Annotated in this window: 19 protein-coding genes; 10 read left to right on the top strand and 9 right to left on the bottom strand. The window is 61.7% G+C overall.

Annotated elements, in window-relative coordinates; genetic code table 11:
* Nucleotides 1–20: 20 nt before the first annotated feature.
* Complete coding sequence (locus AB4O45_RS05925) at nt 21–1,046, bottom strand: NAD(P)H-dependent glycerol-3-phosphate dehydrogenase (RefSeq protein WP_024013958.1); 1,026 nt, start codon at nt 1,044–1,046, stop codon at nt 21–23.
* 245 nt (nt 1,047–1,291) lie between these two features.
* On the opposite strand from AB4O45_RS05925, the gene AB4O45_RS05930 reads away from it, so the two are divergent.
* The 6 genes from AB4O45_RS05930 to AB4O45_RS05955 all read left to right on the top strand — a co-directional run bounded on the left by AB4O45_RS05930 (nt 1,292) and on the right by AB4O45_RS05955 (nt 8,782).
* The gene (locus AB4O45_RS05930; protein ID WP_460161497.1) at nt 1,292–3,367 is read left to right on the top strand and encodes a TonB-dependent receptor plug domain-containing protein; all 2,076 of its coding nucleotides are present in this window, start codon (nt 1,292–1,294) and stop codon (nt 3,365–3,367) included.
* A gap of 1 nt (nt 3,368) precedes the next feature.
* Complete coding sequence (locus AB4O45_RS05935; RefSeq protein WP_460161191.1) at nt 3,369–4,301, top strand: ABC transporter substrate-binding protein; 933 nt, start codon at nt 3,369–3,371, stop codon at nt 4,299–4,301.
* The gene (locus AB4O45_RS05940) at nt 4,298–6,202 is read left to right on the top strand and encodes an ATP-binding protein (protein ID WP_460161192.1); all 1,905 of its coding nucleotides are present in this window, start codon (nt 4,298–4,300) and stop codon (nt 6,200–6,202) included. Before AB4O45_RS05935 ends, AB4O45_RS05940 begins: the two co-directional genes overlap by 4 nt.
* A gap of 247 nt (nt 6,203–6,449) precedes the next feature.
* The gene (gene fabA / locus AB4O45_RS05945; protein ID WP_024013962.1) at nt 6,450–6,965 is read left to right on the top strand and encodes a 3-hydroxyacyl-[acyl-carrier-protein] dehydratase FabA; all 516 of its coding nucleotides are present in this window, start codon (nt 6,450–6,452) and stop codon (nt 6,963–6,965) included.
* A gap of 11 nt (nt 6,966–6,976) precedes the next feature.
* Nucleotides 6,977–8,197: a beta-ketoacyl-ACP synthase I gene (fabB, locus tag AB4O45_RS05950; protein ID WP_016773647.1), complete on the top strand. Its 1,221-nt coding sequence runs from the start codon at nt 6,977–6,979 to the stop codon at nt 8,195–8,197.
* A 396-nt stretch (nt 8,198–8,593) separates the two neighbouring features.
* A complete protein-coding gene (locus AB4O45_RS05955) occupies nt 8,594–8,782 on the top strand; it encodes a hypothetical protein (protein WP_016773646.1) in 189 nt (62 codons plus the stop codon).
* A 68-nt stretch (nt 8,783–8,850) separates the two neighbouring features.
* Here AB4O45_RS05955 and AB4O45_RS05960 read toward each other — a convergent pair whose 3' ends face one another.
* From AB4O45_RS05960 to AB4O45_RS05990, 7 genes are all read right to left on the bottom strand, one after another.
* On the bottom strand, nt 8,851–9,393 hold the full coding sequence (locus AB4O45_RS05960; RefSeq protein WP_016773645.1) for a DUF2058 domain-containing protein: 543 nt from the start codon (nt 9,391–9,393) through the stop codon (nt 8,851–8,853).
* A gap of 26 nt (nt 9,394–9,419) precedes the next feature.
* Nucleotides 9,420–10,253 carry a nucleoside triphosphate pyrophosphohydrolase gene (gene mazG, locus AB4O45_RS05965; RefSeq protein ID WP_460161498.1) on the bottom strand — a complete coding sequence of 278 codons (834 nt, stop codon included), beginning with the start codon at nt 10,251–10,253 and terminating at the stop codon, nt 9,420–9,422.
* Between the two features lie 133 nt (nt 10,254–10,386).
* Nucleotides 10,387–12,630 (bottom strand): GTP diphosphokinase, encoded by a 2,244-nt coding sequence (gene relA / locus AB4O45_RS05970; protein WP_041479585.1) that lies wholly within the window; start codon nt 12,628–12,630, stop codon nt 10,387–10,389.
* 101 nt (nt 12,631–12,731) lie between these two features.
* Entirely contained in the window at nt 12,732–14,108 is a 1,377-nt protein-coding gene (gene rlmD / locus AB4O45_RS05975; RefSeq protein ID WP_236168374.1) for a 23S rRNA (uracil(1939)-C(5))-methyltransferase RlmD, read from the bottom strand.
* Complete coding sequence (cysM, locus tag AB4O45_RS05980) at nt 14,108–15,010, bottom strand: cysteine synthase CysM (protein ID WP_041479583.1); 903 nt, start codon at nt 15,008–15,010, stop codon at nt 14,108–14,110. Before cysM ends, rlmD begins: the two co-directional genes overlap by 1 nt.
* A gap of 209 nt (nt 15,011–15,219) precedes the next feature.
* Entirely contained in the window at nt 15,220–16,644 is a 1,425-nt protein-coding gene (locus tag AB4O45_RS05985; protein ID WP_460161193.1) for a histidine kinase sensor domain-containing protein, read from the bottom strand.
* On the bottom strand, nt 16,631–17,353 hold the full coding sequence (locus AB4O45_RS05990) for a response regulator transcription factor (protein WP_460161194.1): 723 nt from the start codon (nt 17,351–17,353) through the stop codon (nt 16,631–16,633). The genes AB4O45_RS05985 and AB4O45_RS05990 overlap by 14 nt, the downstream gene beginning before the upstream one ends.
* A gap of 206 nt (nt 17,354–17,559) precedes the next feature.
* Here AB4O45_RS05990 and AB4O45_RS05995 point away from each other — a divergent pair, with 206 nt between their 5' ends.
* Together AB4O45_RS05995 and AB4O45_RS06000 are read left to right on the top strand one after the other, a co-directional pair.
* Nucleotides 17,560–20,313, top strand: coding sequence for a response regulator (locus AB4O45_RS05995; protein WP_460161499.1), 2,754 nt, complete (start codon nt 17,560–17,562; stop codon nt 20,311–20,313).
* Nucleotides 20,314–20,394: 81 nt separating this feature from the next.
* Complete coding sequence (locus AB4O45_RS06000; protein WP_150637580.1) at nt 20,395–21,384, top strand: 2-hydroxyacid dehydrogenase; 990 nt, start codon at nt 20,395–20,397, stop codon at nt 21,382–21,384.
* A gap of 5 nt (nt 21,385–21,389) precedes the next feature.
* On the opposite strand, the gene AB4O45_RS06005 is transcribed toward AB4O45_RS06000, so the two are convergent.
* Nucleotides 21,390–21,848, bottom strand: coding sequence for a hypothetical protein (locus AB4O45_RS06005; RefSeq protein WP_460161195.1), 459 nt, complete (start codon nt 21,846–21,848; stop codon nt 21,390–21,392).
* Between the two features lie 134 nt (nt 21,849–21,982).
* Between AB4O45_RS06005 and AB4O45_RS06010 the strand changes: the two genes are divergently transcribed.
* Nucleotides 21,983–22,417, top strand: coding sequence for a hypothetical protein (locus AB4O45_RS06010; RefSeq protein WP_039757838.1), 435 nt, complete (start codon nt 21,983–21,985; stop codon nt 22,415–22,417).
* The gene (locus AB4O45_RS06015) at nt 22,417–22,821 is read left to right on the top strand and encodes an META domain-containing protein (RefSeq protein WP_073472192.1); all 405 of its coding nucleotides are present in this window, start codon (nt 22,417–22,419) and stop codon (nt 22,819–22,821) included. The genes AB4O45_RS06010 and AB4O45_RS06015 overlap by 1 nt, the downstream gene beginning before the upstream one ends.
* Nucleotides 22,822–22,930 lie beyond the last annotated feature (109 nt).

The raw sequence follows: 22,930 nt of genomic DNA on the forward strand, positions 1-22,930 counted from the left end.
CTGTCCGTGTAACAGCTGAATCAGTTGAAACCGCTGGTGGAAATAAAGTCGACGTCGGTTTTCGGCTCGGCACGCATCAGTAGACCGATCACCTGCTCCAGCGTGCGTCCTTCGAACAGGATCGCGTGCAGCCCGGCGACCAGCGGCATGTACACGCCGACTTCCTGGGACTTGGCCTTGAGCACTTTGAGGGTGTTGACCCCTTCGGCAACCTCGCCAAGACGCGACACCGCTTCGTCGAGGCTCAAACCCTGACCGAGGGCGAAGCCGACCTGATAGTTGCGGCTCTTGGGCGATGAACAGGTGACGATCAGATCGCCAACCCCCGCCAGACCAAGGAAGGTCATCGGGTTCGCTCCCTGATTCACCGCAAAGCGGGTCATCTCGGCCAAGGCGCGAGTGATCAGCATGCTCTTGGTGTTCTCGCCCATCTCCAGCGCCACCGCCATGCCGGCGATGATCGCGTAAACGTTTTTCAACGCACCGCCCAGCTCGACACCGAAACGGTCGGCGCTGGCGTAAACGCGGAAGGTGCGCCCGTGCAGGGCGGCTTGCACCGCTTTGCACAGTTCTTCGTCTTCGCTGGCGACCACCGTGGCGGTCAGCGCGTGCTCGGCGATTTCCCGCGCCAGGTTCGGCCCGGACAACACGCCGATCCGCGCCTGCGGGGCGATCTCTTCGAGAATCTGGCTCATCAGCTTGAAGGTCTGCGCTTCGATGCCTTTGGTCAGGCTGACCAGCATCTTGCCGCTCAAGCGCTCGGCGTGGGCGGCGAGTACCGTGCGCAAGGCGCTGGATGGCAGCGCGACAAAGCACAGATCGCAGGCATCGAGAGTGGCCTGCAGGTCGGTGACAGCGGTCACCCCCGGGAGAATCTTGATGCCTTTGAGGTAACGCGGGTTTTCGCGGTTGACCCGGATGGCCTCGGCCTGCTCGGGGTCACGCATCCACTGAAGGACTTGATGGCCGTTCTCGGCCAGCAGATTGGCCACGGCGGTACCAAAACTTCCGCCTCCCAGGACCGCAATCGGGCGCTGTTCAGTCATATGCAATCCGTTAATCCATACCAGTGGCGATGCCGGGCATTATACGGGGCGACCCGGTGGCGGCCAGCCCCAGCAACAATTACCGACATTTGTAGGAAGAAGACCAATAAAACCTAGGAAAATGCCTGCAACGTCACTGGAAAAGTCGCAGCCCTCGGTTAACATGCGCGCCAATTCTTCTCTCTGCAGGCTGTGTCGTGTTTTCTGGCCCTCCTTCCCCGCGCTCGCCCCTGCTACTGGCGCTGATGTTCAGCCCGCTGGTGCTGGCGGACGATCTGTTCGTCGACAGCCAGACGCTGCCGCCGGTGCTTACGGCCACGCGCCTGAAGCAGACCCCGGCCGAAGTACCGGGGAGCATGACCGTTCTCGACAGCGAATTGATCAGCGCCAGCGGCGCCCGCGACATCAGCGAATTGCTGCGACTGGTACCGGGGATGATGGTTGGCAGCATCAACGGCAATCAGCCAGCGGTGAATTACCACGGCACCAACGCCAGCGAAGCGCGGCGCATGCAGGTGTTGATCGATGGCCGTTCGGTGTATCGCGCCGGGCTGGCGACGGTGGACTGGAGCGATATCCCGGTAGCGATGGAAGACATTGACCGGATCGAGGTGTTTCGCGGTCCGAACACCGTCAGCTACGGCGCCAATGCGTTGATGGCAGTGATCAACATCATCACTCGCCACCCGGCCGACAGCCACGGCACGCGCTTGAAAATCACCCGTGGCCAGCGTGGCATCAACGACTTTTATGCCAGCCAGGGCACTGGTTGGGATGGCGGCGATCTGCGCCTGTCGCTGTCCGGCCAGGAAGACGACGGTTTCGACAGCGACCGCAACGGCGCCGATTATCGCGACAGTCGGCGCTTGAACCGTCTGAGCTTGGCGGTCAGCCATGATCTCAATGAAGATCAAAGCCTCGACTGGCAGCTCAACGCCAAAGACGGCAGCAATCAGCGGCCTTATACCTACCGCCCGGTGTTCTCTGGGATTACCGACGCCGGGAACAATTCCGACGTGGTGGCCAAGGATTACGCCGGTTCGGTGCGCTGGAACCTCGACATCAATCCCGAACACAGCCTCTATGTGCAAGGTTCGGCGCAGCACTGGGATCGCCAGCAGGTCTGGCGCGCCTGCGATGCCGAAGTGTCGTTCAGCCCTGAACTGACGCAGCTGTGGCAGCTCAACCCGAATTACACCGAACGGCTGGCGCGCAACATCACCCGGTTCACCGGCCCCGGCGCTGCGCCCGGCACGCCGCAGGAAATGGCGCTGGCCAATCAAGTGCTTGAGCAATGGCGCAACGGCGCCAGCCAGACCTTGTGCGGCGATATCGACCAGAGCGCCCGCGAGTCGCGTTACGACCTCGAACTGCAGGACACCCTCAGCCTGGGCGACAGCCTGCGTCTGGTCAGCGGCCTGAATTACCGCTACGACCGCGCCGATTCCGAAACCTACTTCAACGGCACCCTCGACGACACCACCTGGCGCGCCTTCGGCCAACTGGAATGGCGCGCTACCGAGCACTGGCTGGTGCAGGGCGGTGCGATGTTCGAAGACACGCAACTGATCGGCAGTTCGCTGACCCCGCGCTTCGCGGTCAACTACCTGATCAACCCGCGTCACGGCCTGCGCGCGGTGTACTCGGAGGCAATCCGTTCGCCGGACATGTTCGAAAACAACGTCAACTGGAGCTATCAGGTCAGCAACCTGCGACCCTCGGCCTATGGCCAGTCGTCGGCGCGTTATTTCGTCAAGACCCGCGGCCCCGGCGATCTCGATCAGGAACACATGCGCTCGCGGGAATTGGGCTACAACGGCTACTTCGCTGAACTCGGACTGGCGGTCGACGTGAAGCTGTTCTACGACGAAATCACTGGGATGATCAGCGAGCCGCTGCGCAACAATCAGTACATCGCCAGCAATGCCAACAGCTCGCGCTTTCGCGGCACCGAAACGCAACTCGACTGGCGCCTCAATAGCGCCGACCGTTTGCGTTTGACCTACGCCTTCGTCGACGCCGAGGCGAGCAATCCGCTGGATCAGCAGTTGACCTCGCGCAACAGCGGTTCCGCCGGTTGGCTGCGCAACTGGGGGCATGGCTGGAACAGCGCCCTCTTCTATTACGGTGACAATGCGCTCAACGGCTATCGCTTCGAACGCGTCGACACGCGCATCGCCAAACGCATCGCCATTGGCAAAGCTCAGCTGCAATTGGCCGGCGTGCTGCAACAGCGCCTCGACCATCAGCCGAACACCTTCATCGACAATAATTACGATGAACGCCGGGTGATGTATTTCAGTGCCGAGCTGGAGTTCTAGGATGCGCAACGGCCCGTCACGGAAGACGCCAACCCTTGGCCACTGGCTGGCGGGGCTCTGCCTGTTCTTGACCGCGTGGCTGCACGGGGTCGCGGTGCAAGCGGCGGATATTTTGTTGACCGGCGCCGAGGAAAGCCCCGGCGTGCAGGCTTTCGTACAAGCACTGAGTGAACTGCGCCCGACCGACAATGTGCGGTTTCAGCCGCTGGCCAGTTTGCCGGCACCGGGCAAATTACCGGCCAGTCTGCGCTTGATTCTGCTCGACCTGCCCAGCCTCGACTGGCGCCTGCAAGACTCACAAGGCCCATCGACGCTGGTGTTGCGCATCAGCCGCTTGCAGGCGCGCCAGCGTTTCGCCGATGCCCAACCGGCGCGCCTGAGTCTGCTCTGGAGCGACCCACCGCTGAGCCGGCAATTGCAACTGATCCGGCGGATCTTGCCGCAGGCCCGGCGGGTCGGTGTGCTGTTCGATGAACACGGCGAGTTCCTGCTCGACGAATTGCGCGTGGCTGCGCGGCCATTGAACCTGGAGATTGTCAGTCAGCGCTGGGACAACATTCACGACAGCCGTCCGCTGCAAGCGGTGCTGAAAAGCAGCGACGTCTTGCTCGGCCTCGATGACCCCGATCTGTACAACTCGCAAACGGCGAAAAACCTTTTGCTCAGCAGCTACTCGCGGCAGGTCGCGCTGATCGGCCCCAACATTGCATTCGTTCGCGCGGGCAGCCTCGCCAGCACCTACAGCGACCAGAGCGACTGGCTGGCGATTCTCGCCCATCTGCTCGATCAGCCGACCAGCGCATGGCCGCGAACGCTTTACCCCGCTCGTTTCAAAGTCTCAAGTAATGCGCAGGTGGCTCGTTCCTTAGGCATCGAACCGCTGAATGAAGCATCTGTCGCCAGTGCCTTGGCCGAAGGAGAGCGCCGCCCATGAGTTTTCGTCGCCGTTGGGACATCAACACCCGCACGCAGCTGATCAGCCTCGGGCCGGCGCTGCTGCTGACGTTGCTGTTGATCAGCTTCTTTACCTTCGTGCGCATCCAGGATTTGCGCCAGGAGCTGAACCACACCGGCCAGTTGATCGCCAACCAACTCGCCCCGGCCACGGAATACGGGGTGATCTCCGGCAACAACGAAGTGCTGGAAAGCCTGCTCAAAGCGACACTGGCCACGCCCAACGTGCGCTTTCTCGAAGTGCAGGACAGCGCCAACCGGATTCTGGTGTATGTCGAACAACCGGCTGATAGCCACAGCCGCCCGCATCAGGTCGAAGTGTTCCAGGCGCCGGTGCGTTTGCAGCGGATCGCCTTGCACAACGACTTCTTCCAGGACGGCAAGGTTAGCAACAGCGCCGCCGGCGAGGATTATCTGGGGCGAGTGATCGTCGGCCTGTCCAACGATGCTTTCAGTCAGCGCCAGCAGGAGATCCTGTTCAAGGCCGGGATTCTCGCGCTGTTCGCCCTGCTCTTCACCTTCGTCGTCGCCCGTCGTCTGGCCGGCAGTCTGTCGCAGCCGATCCGTGACATTGGCGATGCGGTCAAGGCGATTCAGGAAGGCGATTACAAAACCCCGCTGCCGATTGTCGACGACACCGAACTGGGCGCACTGTCGCAGCACATCAACAACCTCGCCCAAGCGCTGGAGCAGGCCAGTCGCGAACAGCAGCAAGCGATGGCGCAACTGATCCAGACCCGCGAGGAGGCGGAAAAAGCCAACAACGCCAAATCGGATTTTCTGGCGATGATGAGCCATGAACTACGCACGCCCATGAACGGTGTGCTGGGCATGTTGCAATTGCTCGAAACCACCGAGATGACCGAGGAGCAGGTCGAATACGCCGCGCTTGCTTCGGAGTCGACCGAACATCTGCTCAAGGTCATCAATGACATTCTCGACTTCTCGCGAATCGAGCGTTCGGAGCTGGAGCTGGAGCACATCCCGTTCAATCTCGCCGAGCTGATCGGCGCCTGCGCGCAATCGTTCCAGCACAGCGCGGTGCAGCGAGGCCTGGCACTGAATCTGCGCATTCCCGACGACATGCGCGGCTTGCAGGTGCAGGGCGATCCGACGCGGATCCGGCAGATTCTGGTCAACCTGGTTGGCAATGCCTTGAAGTTCACCGAGCAGGGCCGGGTCAGCATCGAGGCGCAATGGCAGTCGCTGGACCATGAACTGCTGTGGTTCACCTGCTCGGTGCGTGACAGCGGCATCGGCATTTCTTCGGAAAGTCTGGAGCTGATGTTCAATGCCTTCCAGCAGGCCGACAGTTCGATCTCCCGTCGTTACGGTGGCACCGGTCTTGGTCTGCCGATCGCGCGGACGCTGGCCGAACGCATGGGCGGTACGTTGCGCGCGCAGAGTGAGGAAGGACGCGGTTCGGTATTCACTCTGGAAATTCCATTGGCGCTATATAAGCAGGCAATGCCAGCGCTGGCCGCGCCGCGAGCGCCGAACGGTAGTGGTCAGGGTGAAGGACGCCATGTGTTGCTGGTCGAAGACAACCCGGTCAACCAGACCGTGATCGAAGCGATGCTGCGCAGCCTCGGCTTTGCCGTCAGCGTGGCGACCGATGGCGCGCAAGCGGTGCGCAGTGCCGAGGGCAGCGAGTTCGAAGTGATTTTGATGGACTGCCGGCTGCCGATCATCGACGGCTACGAGGCCACGCGGCAGATCCGCGCCCTCCCCGGACGCCGCGATGTGCCGATCATCGCGCTGACCGCCAACGCCTTGCAGGGCGATCGCGAAACCTGTCTGGCAGCGGGGATGAACGATTACCTGGCCAAGCCGTTCAAACGCAATGACCTGCAGCAGATTTTGCAGCGCTGGGTGTCGTAGTGTGGGCCTTTCGACCATCTGCGACTGGCGTGAAAAGCGAAAGTGCGGCAGTCTTAGGCACCCGAACGAGCCCCAAAAGGGGCTTGATTAAAAATTTCAGTGCACAAGTGTACATTCATGTCCTTGGTGCTGTGACTTTCACCACAACGCAATAGTCTATGAGTAGGCTGCCGGTTCGAGGCATGAATGCCTTGAACGGTCGGGAAGATCTGCCCCACCTGCCGCATGGGATTATTGAGGAGCTCGCATGACCAAACAAAACGCCTTTACTCGGGAAGACCTGCTGCGCTGCAGTCGCGGTGAGCTGTTCGGCCCAGGTAACGCGCAACTGCCCGCCCCGAACATGCTGATGGTGGATCGCATCACCCATATCAGCGAAGAAGGCGGCAAGTACGGCAAAGGTGAATTGGTCGCCGAGCTGGATATCAACCCTGACCTGTGGTTCTTCGCCTGCCATTTCGAAGGCGATCCGGTGATGCCGGGCTGCCTGGGTCTGGATGCCATGTGGCAACTGGTCGGTTTCTTCCTGGGCTGGCAAGGCCTGCCGGGCCGCGGCCGTGCGCTGGGTTCGGGCGAGGTGAAATTCTTCGGTCAGGTGCTGCCGACCGCCAAGAAAGTCACTTACAACATTCATATCAAACGCGTCCTCAAGGGCAAGCTGAACATGGCCATCGCCGATGGTTCGGTCAGTGTCGACGGACGCGAAATCTACACCGCCGAAGGCCTGCGCGTCGGCGTGTTCACCTCCACTGACAACTTCTAAGGGTTATTCGCATGCGCCGCGTCGTTATCACTGGTCTGGGCATCGTTTCGTGCCTGGGCAATGACAAAGAGACCGTCTCCGCTAACCTGCGTGCAAGCCGCCCTGGCATCCGGTTCAACCCGGAATATGCTGAAATGGGTCTGCGTAGCCAGGTTTCCGGCTCCATCGACCTCAACCTTGAAGAGCTGATCGATCGCAAGATCTATCGCTTCGTCGGTCATGCAGCGGCTTACGCCTACCTGGCCATGAAAGACGCCATCACTGACTCCGGCCTGACCGAAGAGCAAGTGTCCAACCCGCGTACTGGCCTGATCGCTGGTTCCGGTGGTGCTTCCACGCTGAACCAGATGGAAGCGCTGGACATCCTGCGCGAGAAAGGCGTGAAGCGCGTTGGCCCATACCGTGTAACGCGGACCATGAGCAGCACCGTTTCCGCTTGCCTGGCCACGCCATTCAAGATCAAGGGCCTGAACTACTCCATCGCTTCTGCCTGCGCCACCAGTGCTCACTGCATCGGTACCGCCATGGAACAGATCCAGATGGGCAAGCAGGACATCGTCTTCGCCGGTGGCGGTGAAGAAGAGCACTGGAGCCAGTCGTTCCTGTTCGACGCGATGGGCGCCCTGTCCAGCAAGCGCAACGACACCCCGGAACAAGCTTCCCGCGCCTACGACAAGGACCGCGACGGTTTCGTCATCGCTGGCGGCGGCGGCATGGTTGTCGTCGAAGAGCTGGAACATGCTCTGGCCCGTGGCGCGAAGATCTACGCCGAGATCGTTGGCTACGGCGCAACGTCCGATGGCTACGACATGGTTGCCCCGAGCGGCGAAGGCGCGATCCGCTGCATGCAGCAGGCGCTGTCCACCGTCGACACCCCGATCGACTACCTGAACACCCACGGCACTTCGACTCCGGTCGGCGACGTCGCGGAAATGAAAGGTGTGCGTGAAGTGTTCGGCGACAAGGCTCCAGCGATCAGCTCGACCAAGAGCCTGTCCGGTCACTCCCTGGGCGCCGCCGGCGTGCACGAAGCGATCTACTGCATGCTGATGATGGAAGGCAACTTCATTGCCGGCTCCGCCAACATCGACGAGCTCGACCCGGAAGTGGCCGATCTGCCGGTGCTGACCAAGACCCGCGAGAACGCCACCATCAACACCGTGATGAGCAACAGCTTCGGCTTTGGCGGCACCAACGCCACGCTGGTGCTGAAGCGCTGGGAAGGCAAGTAATTCCCCGCTGCTGAGCCACACCTGAAAACGCCCCGACTGGTTCGGGGCGTTTTTTTTGCCTGAAAATTAGCTAGGACACCGCTGATCTAGATCGTTCCCACGCTCTGCGTGGGAATGCAGCCCGTGACGCTCCGCGTCACTGGACGCAGAGCGTCCCCAGAGGCATTCCCACGCGGAGCGTGGGAAGGATCAAATTGCGTACCCTCAAGATGAAACTTCTGTCATGAAACTTACCGCCCTGCGACCGAATGTCGCGGTTTACGCGGCCTGCAGCTTTGTTGCGAAATTCGCAACAACACCTTGCGCCAATTGGCGGTTTACTTAGCTGGCTACCAAATCCTATAACAGAGTCCTGCACATGCCTTGGTGCAGTAACTTGAGATCTGGAGCTAGCAGATGACTGTAAAAGTAACTGAACGCGACGATTCACACATGTCCCACGAAGGCCTGGCCGCCGGCATCCGTATCTGGGATGTGCATCAACAAGACTTGCTGGTCGGTATGTTTCACAACGAGATCGATGCCCACAACTACAAGGCTGAACTGGAAGTGCAGGAACAGCAAAGAGAACTGAAGTCCGCCTGAAACAACACAGCATTTGAAAACGACAAACCCCGCCATGAGCGGGGTTCGTCGTTTTTACAGCCGTGGATTTACCACATCAGATCGTCAGGGATCTGGTACGCCGCGTACGGATCGTCCTCAGCGTTGACCTCTTCAGTCTGCACGTTGAGCTGGACGATGCGCTGCGGGTCGCGCTCCTGGATCTTCAGCGCCGCTTCACGGGGAATCACTTCATAGCCGCCGTTGTGGTGCACGATCGCCAGCGAACCGCTGCTGAGCTTGTTGCGCATCAGCGTGTTGACCGAGATGCGCTTGACCTTCTTGTCGTCGACGAAGTTGTAGTAGTCCTCGGTGGTCAGCTTGGGCAGACGCGAGACTTCGATCAACTGCTTGACCTGCGCGGCACGAGCCTTGGCCTCGGCTTTTTCCTGCTGCTGACGGTTCAGCTCCTGGTCGCGCTTGACCTTCTCGGCCATGGCTTCCTGGGCGGCGCGCTGCTGCGAATCGTCCAGCTCGGCCTGGCCTTTGTGGGCCAGGCGCTGTTGCTTCTGCTTGTCTTTGCTGACCTGCTTGGCCTGCTTTTGGTTGACCAGGCCTGCTTTGAGCAACTGGTCGCGAAGGGAAAGGCTCATCAATGCTTACTCACTTGGGCAACGGCTCAGCCGCAGCTGGGCTCATTCTTTTCCTGGCGTTTGGCTTCGCCCCACAGGGCGTCCAACTCTTCGAGGGTGCAATCTTCCATGGGACGGTGGGTGTCGCGCAATGCCTGTTCGATAAAACGGAAACGTCTTTCAAACTTGCCGTTGGCGCCGCGCAAGGCGGTTTCCGGATCGACCTTCAGATGCCGGGCCAGATTGACCACGGAAAACAGCAGATCGCCGATCTCGTCGGCCACCGCCACCGGATCGTTTTCGGACATGGCTTCGAGCACTTCATCGAGCTCTTCGCGCACCTTGTCGAGCACCGGCAAAGCGTCCGGCCAGTCAAAACCGACCTGCCCGGCGCGCTTCTGCAACTTGGCTGAGCGCGACAGTGCCGGCAAGGTGGCCGGCACGTCGTCGAGCAAGGACAACTGCTCGGGCGCCGAGGCTTTCTCGGCACGCTCTTCGGCCTTGATCTCTTCCCAGCGCTGCTTGACCTGCTCTTCGCTCAAGCGCGGCACGTCGAGCGGCGCGTACAGGTCGCCCGTCGGGAACACATGCGGATGACGGCGGATCAGTTTACGCGTGATGCTGTCGATCACCCCGGCAAATTCGAACCGCCCTTCTTCCTTGGCCAACTGGCTGTAATACACCACCTGAAACAACAGATCGCCCAACTCGCCTTGCAAATGGTCGAGATCGCCACGTTCGATGGCATCGGCCACTTCATAGGCTTCTTCGAGGGTGTGCGGGACGATGGTCACGTAGGTTTGCTTGATGTCCCACGGACAACCGAACTGCGGATCGCGCAGACGGCTCATCAAATGGAGCAGGTCTTCGAGGCTGTACATCATTTTTCTGTCTCACCACAAAACCATTGTGGGAGCGAGCCTGCTCGCGAAAGCGCTGTGTCTGCAACAAAGATGTCGACTGACACGCCCTCTTCGCGAGCAGGCTCGCTCCCACAGGGAACAATCAATTGCATCACGGGGTACGGTTACGCCGTGTTTCGATGATGTTCGGCAATTGCGAAATCCGCCCCAGCAGCCGCCCCAGCGCATCCAGACCGGGGATCTCGATGGTCAGCGACATCAGCGCGGTGTTGTCTTCCTTGTTCGAGCGGGTGTTGACCGCCAGCACGTTGATGCGCTCGTTGAGCAGCACCTGCGAGACGTCACGCAGCAGCCCGGAACGGTCGTAGGCGCGGATGATGATGTCCACCGGATAGGTGAGCACCGGCACCGGGCCCCAGCTGACCTGGATGATCCGCTCCGGCTCGCGCCCGCCCAGTTGCAGCACCGAGGCGCAGTCCTGGCGGTGAATGCTCACACCACGGCCCTGGGTGATGTAACCGACAATCGCATCGCCCGGCAGTGGCTGGCAGCAACCGGCCATTTGCGTCATCAGGTTGCCGACGCCCTGGATCTGGATATCGCCGCGCTTGCCCGGCTTGTAACCGGTCGCCTTGCGCGGGATCAGTTCCAACTGTTCGTTGCCGCGCTCCGGTTCGACCAGTTGCTGCGCGAGGTTGACCAGATGCGCCTGACGCAGGTCACCGGCACCGAGGGCGGCGAACATGTCTTCGGCGGTTTTCATGTTGGCCTTTTCGGCCAGCTTGTCGAAATCCACCGCCGGCAGGCCGAGGCGATTGAGTTCGCGCTCGATCAGGGTTTTACCGGCCGCAACGTTCTGATCGCGAGCCTGCAATTTGAACCAGTGAACAATCTTCGCCCGCGCCCGCGAGGTGGTGACGTAACCGAGGTTCGGGTTCAGCCAGTCGCGGCTCGGCGTGCCGTGCTTGCTAGTGATGATCTCGACCTGCTCGCCGGTCTGCAGGCTGTAGTTCAACGGCACGATACGCCCGTTGATCTTCGCGCCCCGGCAGTTGTGGCCGATTTCGGTGTGCACCCGATAGGCGAAATCCAGCGGCGTCGCGCCTTTCGGCAAGTCGATGGCGTGTCCGTCGGGAGTGAAGATGTACACCCGATCGGGCTCGATGTCGACGCGCAGCTGCTCGGCCAGACCGCCGATGTCACCCAGTTCTTCGTGCCATTCGAGCACCTGACGCAGCCAGGAGATTTTCTCTTCGTAATGGTTCGAGCCGGATTTGACGTCGGTGCCCTTGTAGCGCCAGTGCGCGCAGACGCCGAGTTCGGCTTCTTCGTGCATGGAGTGGGTGCGGATCTGCACCTCGAGGACCTTGCCCTCCGGGCCGATCACCGCCGTGTGCAGCGAGCGGTAGCCGTTCTCTTTCGGGTTGGCGATGTAGTCGTCGAATTCTTTCGGGATGTGGCGCCACAGGGTGTGGACGATACCGAGCGCGGTGTAGCAGTCGCGCATTTCCGGCACCAGCACGCGCACGGCGCGAACGTCATAGATCTGGCTGAATTCCAGACCCTTGCGCTGCATTTTGCGCCAGATCGAGTAGATGTGTTTCGCCCGGCCGCTGATGTCGGCATCGACACCAGTGGCCTGCAGTTCGTCCTTGAGCTGGGTCATCACGTCGCTGATGAAGCGCTCGCGGTCCAGCCGCCGCTCGTGGAGCAACTTGGCGATCTGCTTGTATTGATCGGGTTCCAGATAACGGAAGGACAAGTCCTCCAGTTCCCATTTGATGTGACCGATGCCGAGGCGATGGGCCAGCGGCGCATAGATGTCGAAGACTTCGCGAGCGACGCGGTTGCGCTTTTCATCGTCGGCGGTTTTCACCGCACGGATGGCGCAGGTGCGTTCGGCCAGTTTGATCAGCGCAACGCGTACGTCATCGACCATGGCCACGAGCATCTTGCGCAGGTTCTCGACCTGCCCTTGGGTGCCCATGACCATCGATTGCCGTGGGCTGAGGCTGGCGCTGATGGCCGCCATGCGCTGCACGCCGTCGATCAGCTTGGCCACCACCGGACCGAAGCGCTGGCCGATGGCCGCCAGCTCGATCTGGCCTTCGCGCACGCCGCGATACAAAACGGCTGCGACCAGCGAATCCTGGTCGAGCTTGAGGTCGGCGAGGATCTCGGCGATCTCAAGGCCAGTGCTGAAACTGCCGGAGCCTTCGGCCCACAGATTCTTCTTCGCATTGGACTGCTGTTCGGCCTCGCGAGCGAACTCGCAGGCTTCTTTCAAGGCCTCGCGATCCAGTGCCAGATCGACACTGACCGCGTGATCGAGCCAGGCCTCGAGATTGATACTGCCGTCGGTGTTGATCGGCTGGTGTGCTCTCACCTGTACCATGCTGCTTTACCTTCCCTACGACGCAGATTCAATGCGTCAAATCGCTGATCCTCAGTGTCCGTTCGCGCTCGCGGGGCTCAGGCGAGCGCTGCGCGGACAGATCAGACGGATTCAGACGAGCCGTCCTGGCTCGCTTCAAATAACGCCATGGCCTCGACATGTGCCGTCTGAGGAAACATATCGAGAATCCCGGCACGTTTTAACCGGTAGCCCTGCTTGATCAATTCCTGCGTGTCGCGCGCCAGCGTGGCCGGATTGCACGACACATATACCAGCCGTTTGGCACCCAGGGTCGCGAGCTTGCGCACCACCTCGAAAGCACCGTCACGCGGTGGGTCCAAGAGTACCGCAGAAAAGCCGTTTCCGATCCACTGGGCATCGGTCAAAGGCTGGGATAAATCGGCTTGAAAAAACTTTGTGTTATGCAAATTGTTACTGATGGCATTTGCAGCGGCACGCTCGACCATGGTCTGCACACCCTCCACCGCCACCACTTCACGGACGCTTTTGGCCAGCGGTAGCGCAAAATTTCCCAACCCGCAAAACAGGTCGAGCACGCGTTCTTCAGCCGTCGGTTTAAGCCAGTCCAGCGCCTGAGCGATCATCGCTTCGTTGACCCCGGCGTTGACCTGAACGAAGTCACCCGGCCGGTACGCCAGCTCGAGATCCCACTGTTCCAGGCGATAGCCGAGGCTCTGACCGGCTTCGACCGGTTGCGGTTCACCTTCGCCATGCAGCCACAACTGCGCTTCATGGAACTGGCAGAAATCCTTGAGAATGGTCAGATCCGCTTCGGACAACGGCGCCATGTGCCGCAGCAATAGCGCCAGAGATGAGCCGCTGAACAACTCGACATGGCCCAGCGCCTGCGGTTTGCTCAAGCGCCGCAGCATCTCTGGCAAGCGGGTCATGATCGGTTGCAAGGGCTGTACCAGCACCGGGCATTCGCTGATCGCGACGATGTCCTGACTGCCGGCAGCGCGGAAACCCACTTCGAGTTTTTTTGCCTTCATGTCCCAGCGCACGGCGATGCGCGCGCGCCGACGGTAGCCGAATTCCGGGCCGCTCAGCGGCGCCGCCCACTCTTCAGGTTCGACACCGGCCACCCGCGACAATTGCTCGGCGAGCATGCGCTGTTTCAGGGCGAGTTGTTCAGCGTGGGGCAAGTGCTGAACGCTGCAACCGCCACAGCGGCCGAAGTGTGGGCATGCTGCCGGGCGCCGCACGTCGCTGGCCGTGAACACGCGCTCGGTACGCGCCTCGACCACTTTGCCGTGGGCGCCGAGCACCCGTGCTTCGACCTCTTCACCGGCAAGGGCGCCGAGGACGAACCAGGTTTTGCCTTCGAAAAACGCGATACCGCGACCGTCATTGGCCAGGCGCTCGATACTCAAGCGCTGCTTTTTGCCGGTCGGGATCTGTGGCGCCTTGCTGCCGCCGGTGGGCTGGAAGCGCAGGCCTCGTTCGTGCTTGGCCATCAGTTCGGCGCGTCGAAAATGCCGGTCGACAGATAACGGTCGCCACGGTCGCAGATGATCGCAACGATCACCGCGTTTTCAACTTCTCTGGACAGGCGCAGCATCGCTGCCACCGCACCGCCCGAGGACACGCCGCAGAAGATGCCTTCTTCGCGGGCCAGACGCCGGGTCACGTCTTCGGCTTCGCTTTGCGCCATATCGACGATGCGATCGACGCGGTCAGCCTGGTAAATCTTCGGCAGGTATTCCTGCGGCCAGCGGCGGATGCCGGGAATGGCCGAGCCTTCCATCGGTTGCAGGCCGACGATCTGTACGCTGTCGCTCTGTTCTTTGAGGTAGCGCGACACGCCCATGATGGTCCCGGTGGTGCCCATCGAACTGACGAAATGGGTGATGCTGCCCTGGGTCTGACGCCAGATTTCCGGACCGGTGGTGGTGTAGTGCGCTTCCGGGTTGTCGCCATTGGCGAACTGGTCGAGCACCTTGCCACGGCCTTCGGCTTCCATACGCTGGGCCAGATCGCGGGCGCCTTCCATGCCCTCTTCCTGAGTCACCAGAATCAGCTCGGCACCGTAAGCGGTCATCGCCGCTTTACGCTCGGCGCTGGAGTTGTCCGGCATGATCAGGATCATCTTGTAACCCTTGATCGCAGCGGCCATCGCCAGCGCGATGCCGGTGTTGCCGGAGGTCGCCTCGATCAGCGTATCGCCGGGATTGATCTGCCCGCGCAACTCGGCGCGAGTGATCATCGACAACGCCGGGCGGTCCTTGACCGAACCCGCCGGGTTGTTCCCTTCGAGCTTGAGCAAAAGGGTGTTGCTGGTGGCGCCGGGCAGGCGCTGCAAACGCACCAGCGGCGTGTTGCCGACGCAATCGGCGATGGTTGGGTACTGCAAGGTCATGGCGTATTCGCAATCCAGACGTGCGGGGGCGCCTATCATACCGGCAAACCCGCGCAGGCCATATCACGCAAAGTGCGGTGCTTATGGTTTATGGGAATAAGCAAATAAAAGTCGCGCCAGTGGTGCGACTTTTATTTGAGTAACACTCAGTTCTTGTGGTGATGCTTGAATTCGCGAGCAGGCTCGCTCCCACAGGGGATGAATTTTGCTTATGCGATCTGCGGTGAATGCACAGCCATTGTGGGAGCGAGCCTGCTCGCGAAGGCGTCCGCATGGGCGACGCCATCATCCGCCAGCAAGCGCAAATTCAACCGCAGCCCCGCCCCGGTGTTTTGCGCCCAGAGCAACCCGCCCTGGCGCTGCACCGCATTACGCGCAATGCTCAAGCCCAGGCCAAAGCCACCATCCCCGGGTCTCGATCCGTCCAATCGAATGAACGGCGAAAAGATCCGCTGCAGATCTTCGTCAGCCACGCCGCCGCCCTCATCCTCCAGCCACAAATGCCAATACTCGCCATCGCGCCGTCCATCGAGCCGCACAATCCCGCCCTCGGGCGAGCGACGAATGGCGTTGCGCAGGATGTTTTCCAGCGCTTGCGCGAGGGTATTGAGGTTGCCGCGCACCCAACACGAAGCTTCGACCGAGCATTGCAATTGCAGGCTCGGCCAGCCGCTTTCATAACAGGCGTTGTCGGTGAGCATTTCCCACAGCGCCTGAATCTGGATCGCTTCATCCGGCAACGGTGAGCGGTCGGTGTCGAGCCAGGCCAGTTGCAGGGTGTCTTCGACCAGCCGCTGCATGCCGTCGACCTCGCGGCCGATGCGCTCGCGTAGCTGCGGCAGACCTTGTTCGCTTTCGCTGGCCACACGCAGACGGCTCAGCGGCGTGCGCAGTTCGTGGGACAAGTCGCGCAATAACTGCTGCTGCAAGGCGACTGTGCTTTGCAGGCGCTCGGACATGGAATCGAAGGCCCGCGCCAGCTCACCGAGTTCATCCGGGCGCTGGGTGATGCCGCTCGACAGGCGCACGTTCAACTGATCGGCGCGCCAGGCGTTGGCCTGTTCGCGCAGGTTGTTCAGCGGCACCACCAGCAGGCGATACAGGCCGACACAGAGCAACAGGGTGAACAGCCCGGGAATCACGCCGTTGGTGATCACCCGCCAGAACACCCGGTACTTGCCCGGAACAAAGCGCTCGGGCAACTCGATGACCAGAATGCCGGCGGCCGGATCCTGCGGGAACGGTACCCGCAGCCAAGGTCGGCCCTTCTTGTGGATCGGCCAGTCGAGGCCGCGCAAAAAGGTAAGGTGCTGCACCTCCGCGGCGTTCAACGGCTGGCTGCTCAGCGACTGCAAATCAGCGCCGATCACCCCGACCCAACTGGCCTCGCGCAATTCCATGCTCTGCAACCAGTCATCGACGCCATTGCGCCCGCCGCGCTGCCACGCCTGTTCGGCTTGCGCGGCGTAACGGCTGAGGGTGCTGCGGGCGTCACTGGAGAGGAACTGATTGCGCTCCTCCATGTAGCGGCCCCACGACCAGCTCAACCAGATCATCAGCAGACAGAATGCCACCAGCAGGCACGCCAGTTTCCAGAACAGCGAATGCCGCCCCGGCAGCTCAGACAGTTTCATCGGCGCCGCTCAAGACGTAGCCCTTGCCCCACACCGTGCGCACTTCGCGCTCGGTATAACCGATGGCTTTGAGTTTGCGGCGGATCTGGCTGATGTGCATGTCGAGGCTGCGGTCGTGCGCCGCAAAGCCGCGTTGCAGGACGTGCTGATAAAGGAAGGCCTTGCTCAACACTTCCTCGGTGTTGCGGTGCAGGGTTTCCAGCAGACGGAATTCGCTGCGGGTCAACCCGGCCGCTTGCTCGCCGAAGAACACGTCGCAGTGTTCGTCATCGAAACGCAGGGTGCCGCTGACCACCGCAGCGGTAACCGCAGGCGGGCGCCGATCCAGCGCCACCCGGCGCAGGATCGCTTCGATGCGCACATGCAACTCGGCCATGCTGAACGGCTTGGGCAGATAGTCATCGGCACCGAGGCGGAAACCGCTGATGCGATCGGCCTCGGCACCCAGCGCCGACATCAGCAGCACCGGCGTCGAATGGCTCTGCCGCAATTGCGTCAACAACTGCAGACCATCGAGCCCCGGCAGCAGAATATCCATCAGCACCACGTCGAAAGGCTGGCACTGGGCGATGTTCAGACCTTCCTGGCCGTTCTGGCACCAGGTCACCTGAAAACCGCTGCGGCCCAGATGCTCGTGCACATACGCGCCGAGGACCGGGTCGTCTTCAATGGAAAGGATGCGTGGCTGGCCAACGGAAACAGGAGTCATGAGTATCTGCAAGTAATTCTCAGTTGGCGGATTATTCAAGATTGTCCGACAGCGGGCAACACAAGCTTGGCCTGTCGGACGAACGAGTGCGTCGGCGGCGCTGCATTTTCCGCAAGATTGCCCGCCTGCAAATCGCTACACTGCGCCCATGTCGCGTGCCGGATGCACGCATGTGTCAACAGATCAGCGGGATGCGGGAGATAGGCGTGCTCAAGAAACTGGGAATCAAAGGTCGCGTGCTGTTGCTGACCTTGTTGCCGACCAGCCTGATGGCGCTGGTGCTGGGTGGCTATTTCACCTGGACGCAGCAGACCGACCTGCACAGCCAATTGATGCAGCGCGGCGAAATGATCGCCGAGCAACTGGCGCCGCTGGTGGCGCCGGCGATGGGTCACGGCGACGCCGATCTGCTTGAACGCATCGCCACCCAGTCCCTTGAACAACCCGACGTGCGCGCGGTGACCTTCCTCGCGGCGGACCGCTCGCCACTGGCCCACGCCGGCCCGACCATGCTCAATCAGGCACCAAGCGGCGACAGCGCGCTGTTGCAACGACGCAGCGGCAATGACGCGACGCGCTACCTGATGCCGGTGTTCGGCAAACACCGCAACCTCGCCGGTGAAATCATTCCCGAAGAATCCGAACGCCTGCTCGGCTGGGTCGAGCTGGAGCTGTCGCACAACGGCATGTTGCTGCGCGGCTATCGCAGCCTGTTCGCCAGCCTGCTGCTGATCGCCGCCGGACTTGCTGGCGCCGCCCTCCTCGCGTTGCGCATGGGCCGCACCATCAACCGTCCGCTGAGCCAGATCAAACAAGCAGTTGCGCAGCTCAAGGACGGTCATCTGGAAACCCGCTTGCCGCCCCTCGGCAGCCAGGAGCTGGACGAACTGGCCTCGGGCATCAACCGCATGGCCGGCACCCTGCAGAATGCTCGCGAAGAATTGCAGCACAGCGTCGATCAGGCCACCGAAGACGTGCGGCAGAATCTGGAAACCATCGAGATCCAGAACATCGAACTGGACCTGGCACGCAAAGAAGCGCTGGAAGCCAGTCGGATCAAATCCGAATTCCTCGCCAACATGAGCCACGAGATCCGCACGCCGCTGAACGGCATTCTCGGCTTCACTCACCTGTTGCAGAAAAGCGAACTGACCCCGCGCCAGCTCGACTATCTGGGCACCATCGAAAAGTCTGCCGACAGCCTGTTGGGAATCATCAACGAGATTCTCGACTTCTCGAAGATCGAGGCCGGCAAACTGGTGCTCGATCACATTCCGTTCAACCTGCGCGACCTGCTGCAAGACACCCTGACCATTCTCGCCCCGGCAGCGCATGCCAAGCAGCTCGAGCTGGTCAGCCTGGTCTATCGCGATACGCCGCTGTCGCTGGTCGGCGATCCGCTGCGCCTGAAGCAGATCCTCACCAATCTGGTCAGCAACGCGATCAAGTTCACCCGCGAAGGCACCATCGTCGCCCGGGCGATGCTCGAAGACGAACACGAAGACAGCGTGCAACTGCGCATCAGCATTCAGGACACCGGCATCGGTCTGTCGAGTCAGGATGTCCGCGCGCTGTTCCAGGCTTTCAGTCAGGCCGACAATTCGCTGTCGCGTCAACCCGGCGGCACCGGGCTGGGGCTGGTGATTTCCAAGCGTCTGATCGAACAGATGGGCGGCGAGATCGGCGTCGACAGCACCCCGGGCGAGGGCTCGGAATTCTGGATCAGCCTGAGCCTGCCCAAGACTCGCGACGACGCCGAAGACCTGCCCGCCGCGCCATTGCTCGGGCGCCGTGTGGCGGTGCTGGAAAACCACGAACTGGCGCGTCAGGCCTTGCAACATCAGCTGGAAGACTGCGGACTGCAAGTTACGCCGTTCAATACCCTGGAAAGCCTGAGCAATGGCGTTACCGGCGCGCATCAGACCGATCAGGCGATCGATCTGGCGGTGATCGGCATCACCAGCAACGACATGCTCCCGGAGCGTTTGAACCAGCACATCTGGGACCTTGAACATCTGGGCTGCAAAGTGCTGGTGCTGTGCCCGACCACCGAACAGACGCTGTTTCATCTGTCGGTGCCCAACCCGCACAGCCAGCTCCAAGCCAAACCGGCGTGTACGCGCAAGCTGCGCCGGGCGTTGTCCGATCTGGTCAATCCGCGCCAGACCCGCAGCGAACCGGGCGAGCCGCTGTCCAGCCGTGCGCCGCGCGTGCTGTGTGTCGACGACAACCCGGCCAATCTGTTGCTGGTGCAAACCCTGCTCGAAGACATGGGCGCCCGCGTACTCGCAGTGGAAAGCGGTTACGCGGCCGTCAAAGCGGTGCAAACCGAATCTTTCGATCTGGTGCTGATGGACGTGCAGATGCCGGGCATGGACGGTCGCCAGACCACTGAAACCATTCGCCAGTGGGAAAGCGAGCGGCATTGCACGCCGCTGCCGATCGTCGCCCTCACTGCCCACGCCATGGCCAACGAAAAACGCGCGCTGCTGCAAAGCGGCATGGACGACTATCTGACCAAACCGATCAGCGAGCGGCAACTGGCGCAGGTGGTGTTGAAGTGGACCGGGCTGGCCTTGCGCAATCAGGCGCCGGAGCGCAACGGCGACAGCGCGGCGAGTCAGCAGGAACTGCCGGTGCTCGATCACGAAGAAGGCTTGCGCCTGGCGGCGGGCAAAGCGGATCTGGCGGCAGACATGCTCGCCATGCTGCTGGCCTCGCTGGAAGCCGACCGTGAAGCGATTCGCGCCGCGCGTGACAGCCACGACCAGAATGCCCTGCTTGAACGCGTGCACCGCTTGCACGGCGCGACCCGTTATTGCGGCGTGCCGCAACTGCGCGCCGCCTGCCAGCGCAGCGAAACCCTGCTCAAGCAGGACGATCCGAAAGCCGCCGCCGCGCTGGATGAACTGGAGCGCTCGATCAATCGACTCGCAGCGCAGGCGCGCATCAGCGCCTGATCCACGGCAAGGCGCTGCACGCGCAAAGCGCTACAGTTGTCGCGGGCCATTGCGGCCCGCGTCGATGTTCCAGGAGGATTCATGCGCACAATCTTTTTCAGCAGTCAGACCTACGATCGCGACAGCTTTCTCGGCGCCGACTGCCCGGCCGGGCTCGAATTGCATTTTCAAGCGGCGCGACTGAGCCTCGATACGGCGGCGCTGGCCGAGCAGCACGAGGTGGTCTGCGCGTTCATCAATGACGACCTCAGCGCCCCGGTGCTCGAACGCCTCGCGGCTGGCGGTACGCGGCTGATTGCCCTGCGTTCGGCCGGTTACAACCATGTCGACCTGCCGGCGGCGAAACGCCTCGGCCTGGCCGTCGTGCGTGTGCCGGCCTACTCGCCGCATGCCGTGGCCGAACATGCGGTGGCGCTGATCCTCGCCCTCAATCGTCGCTTGCACCGTGCCTACAACCGCACCCGCGAAGGCGATTTCAGCCTGCATGGCCTGACCGGTTTCGATCTGGTCGGCAAGACCGTCGGCATCGTCGGCACCGGACAGATCGGTGCAACGTTCGCGAAAATCATGCACGGCTTCGGCTGTGAATTGCTGGCCTACGATCCGTATCCCAATCCCGAGGTGCTGGCGTTGGGCGCACGTTATCTGAGCCTGCCGGAGTTGCTCGCGCAGTCGCGGATCATCAGCCTGCATTGCCCGCTCAACGAGCAGAGCAAGCACCTGATCAATCGCGATTCACTGGCGCACATGCAGGCGGGGGCGATGCTGATCAACACCGGGCGTGGCGGGCTGGTGGATACGCCGGCGCTGATCGACGCGCTCAAGGACGGTCAACTCGGGTATCTGGGGCTGGATGTTTACGAGGAAGAGGCGCAGCTGTTTTTCGAGGATCGCTCCGACCTGCCGTTGCAGGACGATGTGCTGGCGCGTCTGCTGACGTTTCCCAACGTGATCATCACCGCGCATCAGGCGTTTTTGACCCGCGAAGCATTGGGCGCGATTGCCGCGACCACCCTGCACAACATCGCGACCTGGGCGGCAGGTGCGCCGCAGAACCAGGTCGAGGGTTGAAGCGCTTACTTGGACAGCGAAGACGCCAGGATCAGCAAGCCCAGCCAGCCGAACCCGAGCAGGCGCTGCTTGCTCGAATGGCCGTTGCGCAGCAGGAACCAGACGAAAAACGCCGGTAGCAGAAACACCATGATTTTCAGCCAGCCCTCCACCGGGCGGCTGCCATCGGTGTTGAGCGGTTGCTGCTCCTCGCGGGCCTGTTCTGCGGCCTGCTGACGACGGCGACGCCCTGCTGCTGCCGGCATCACTTTGGGTAAAGGCTCGGACACTGGCGGCGCAACCGCCTCGGGCACTGCGTTGTTGCGTGGCAGGCTGCCGAAGGAAATCGTCGCGGCCTGCACCGGTGCCGCCGTCGATTGCGCCTGCATGGCGGCATGTTCGGCCATCGGCGCGCCGCAGTGAATGCACACCAGCGCTTCGGAACTGATGCTCCGCTTGCATTCATAACATTCGATCAGCGCCATGTTCCGTTCCTTCAGATTCGGGGGCCGGCAGTTTGCCATGACTGTCGCTGCATTTGAACCGGATCGAAGGTCGCACGCGTGCATCATTCTGCAATCGAGCCCGTGCTAGCATGTCGCGCATATTTGGAGGACCCATGGTCGAACACGATTTCCGCTACACCCTGATGAACCCGCAACACACCCTCACCGAATGCCGCGCCCTCGTTCCGGGCCGCTATCAGGTGACCGGTAACGGTGGCTCGATCCGCATCGGCGATGCCCTGTTGGTCACCCTCAAAGGCAGCAAGGATTTGTCCATGCGCCTGACCGTCGACACGGTCCGCCACTTGATCAATCCGCCAGGCCAATGGACCGCAATGACCACAGGCCCGGTGTTCGGCGAACTGGCCATTCACACCTGGCAGGTCAACTGCGACAGCTGCGCGAAAGAGCTGAGTTTCGAATTCGCTGTGGATGCCAAACTCGGCAAGACCGCCGAGAAACCCGCCGCCACCGCGCGCATCGCCGAGCTCGGCTGGAAAGCCGTCGGCGACAAGCACCTGTGCCCGAAATGCCAGGAGCCTGCATGATGAAACGCCTCGCCCTGACCGCACTGATCGGTGTCGGCCTGGCTGGTTGCGCCGCAGAGCCGGTGCAACTGCAGCACAACCGCAGCTACATTCTGGAATGGATCGGCGAGCGACCGCTGATGGATTACAGCCATCTGACCGTGACCCTCGGCGATGACGGCCGCGCCTACGGCAACGGCGGCTGTAATCATTGGTTCGCACCCTACACGCAGGACGGCGACAAGCTGAGCTTCGGCAAGATCGGCAAGACCCGCAAGCTATGCGCCCCGGCGCTGATGGAGCAGGAACAACGGTTCCTGCAGGCGCTGGAAAAAGTCGAGCGCTGGGACATTTCGCCCATCGAGCAGATACGCTTCTGGCCGGCTCAAGGCAAACCGTTGCGCTGGTGGCTGGAAGAGGGCTAAGCCCCTTCTGTGCCCACAGGGGTTACCTGTGGCGAGGGGATTCATCCCCGTTGGGCTGCGTAGCAGCCCTGAGTTTGCAGTTCGCCTGGAACTGCGCATGGGGCCGCTT

The organism is Pseudomonas sp. S2_B10, from assembly GCF_054668425.1.

Bases quoted from the DNA above. Each gene is read 5' to 3' on its own strand.
- AB4O45_RS05925 (WP_024013958.1), bottom strand. From the start codon at position 1,046: ATGACTGAACAGCGCCCGATTGCGGTCCTGGGAGGCGGAAGTTTTGGT.
- AB4O45_RS05930 (WP_460161497.1), top strand. From the start codon at position 1,292: ATGTTCAGCCCGCTGGTGCTGGCGGACGATCTGTTCGTCGACAGCCAG.
- AB4O45_RS05935 (WP_460161191.1), top strand. From the start codon at position 3,369: ATGCGCAACGGCCCGTCACGGAAGACGCCAACCCTTGGCCACTGGCTG.
- AB4O45_RS05940 (WP_460161192.1), top strand. From the start codon at position 4,298: ATGAGTTTTCGTCGCCGTTGGGACATCAACACCCGCACGCAGCTGATC.
- fabA (WP_024013962.1), top strand. From the start codon at position 6,450: ATGACCAAACAAAACGCCTTTACTCGGGAAGACCTGCTGCGCTGCAGT.
- fabB (WP_016773647.1), top strand. From the start codon at position 6,977: ATGCGCCGCGTCGTTATCACTGGTCTGGGCATCGTTTCGTGCCTGGGC.
- AB4O45_RS05955 (WP_016773646.1), top strand. From the start codon at position 8,594: ATGACTGTAAAAGTAACTGAACGCGACGATTCACACATGTCCCACGAA.
- AB4O45_RS05960 (WP_016773645.1), bottom strand. From the start codon at position 9,393: ATGAGCCTTTCCCTTCGCGACCAGTTGCTCAAAGCAGGCCTGGTCAAC.
- mazG (WP_460161498.1), bottom strand. From the start codon at position 10,253: ATGTACAGCCTCGAAGACCTGCTCCATTTGATGAGCCGTCTGCGCGAT.
- relA (WP_041479585.1), bottom strand. From the start codon at position 12,630: ATGGTACAGGTGAGAGCACACCAGCCGATCAACACCGACGGCAGTATC.
- rlmD (WP_236168374.1), bottom strand. From the start codon at position 14,108: ATGGCCAAGCACGAACGAGGCCTGCGCTTCCAGCCCACCGGCGGCAGC.
- cysM (WP_041479583.1), bottom strand. From the start codon at position 15,010: ATGACCTTGCAGTACCCAACCATCGCCGATTGCGTCGGCAACACGCCG.
- AB4O45_RS05985 (WP_460161193.1), bottom strand. From the start codon at position 16,644: ATGAAACTGTCTGAGCTGCCGGGGCGGCATTCGCTGTTCTGGAAACTG.
- AB4O45_RS05990 (WP_460161194.1), bottom strand. From the start codon at position 17,353: ATGACTCCTGTTTCCGTTGGCCAGCCACGCATCCTTTCCATTGAAGAC.
- AB4O45_RS06000 (WP_150637580.1), top strand. From the start codon at position 20,395: ATGCGCACAATCTTTTTCAGCAGTCAGACCTACGATCGCGACAGCTTT.
- AB4O45_RS06005 (WP_460161195.1), bottom strand. From the start codon at position 21,848: ATGGCGCTGATCGAATGTTATGAATGCAAGCGGAGCATCAGTTCCGAA.
- AB4O45_RS06010 (WP_039757838.1), top strand. From the start codon at position 21,983: ATGGTCGAACACGATTTCCGCTACACCCTGATGAACCCGCAACACACC.
- AB4O45_RS06015 (WP_073472192.1), top strand. From the start codon at position 22,417: ATGAAACGCCTCGCCCTGACCGCACTGATCGGTGTCGGCCTGGCTGGT.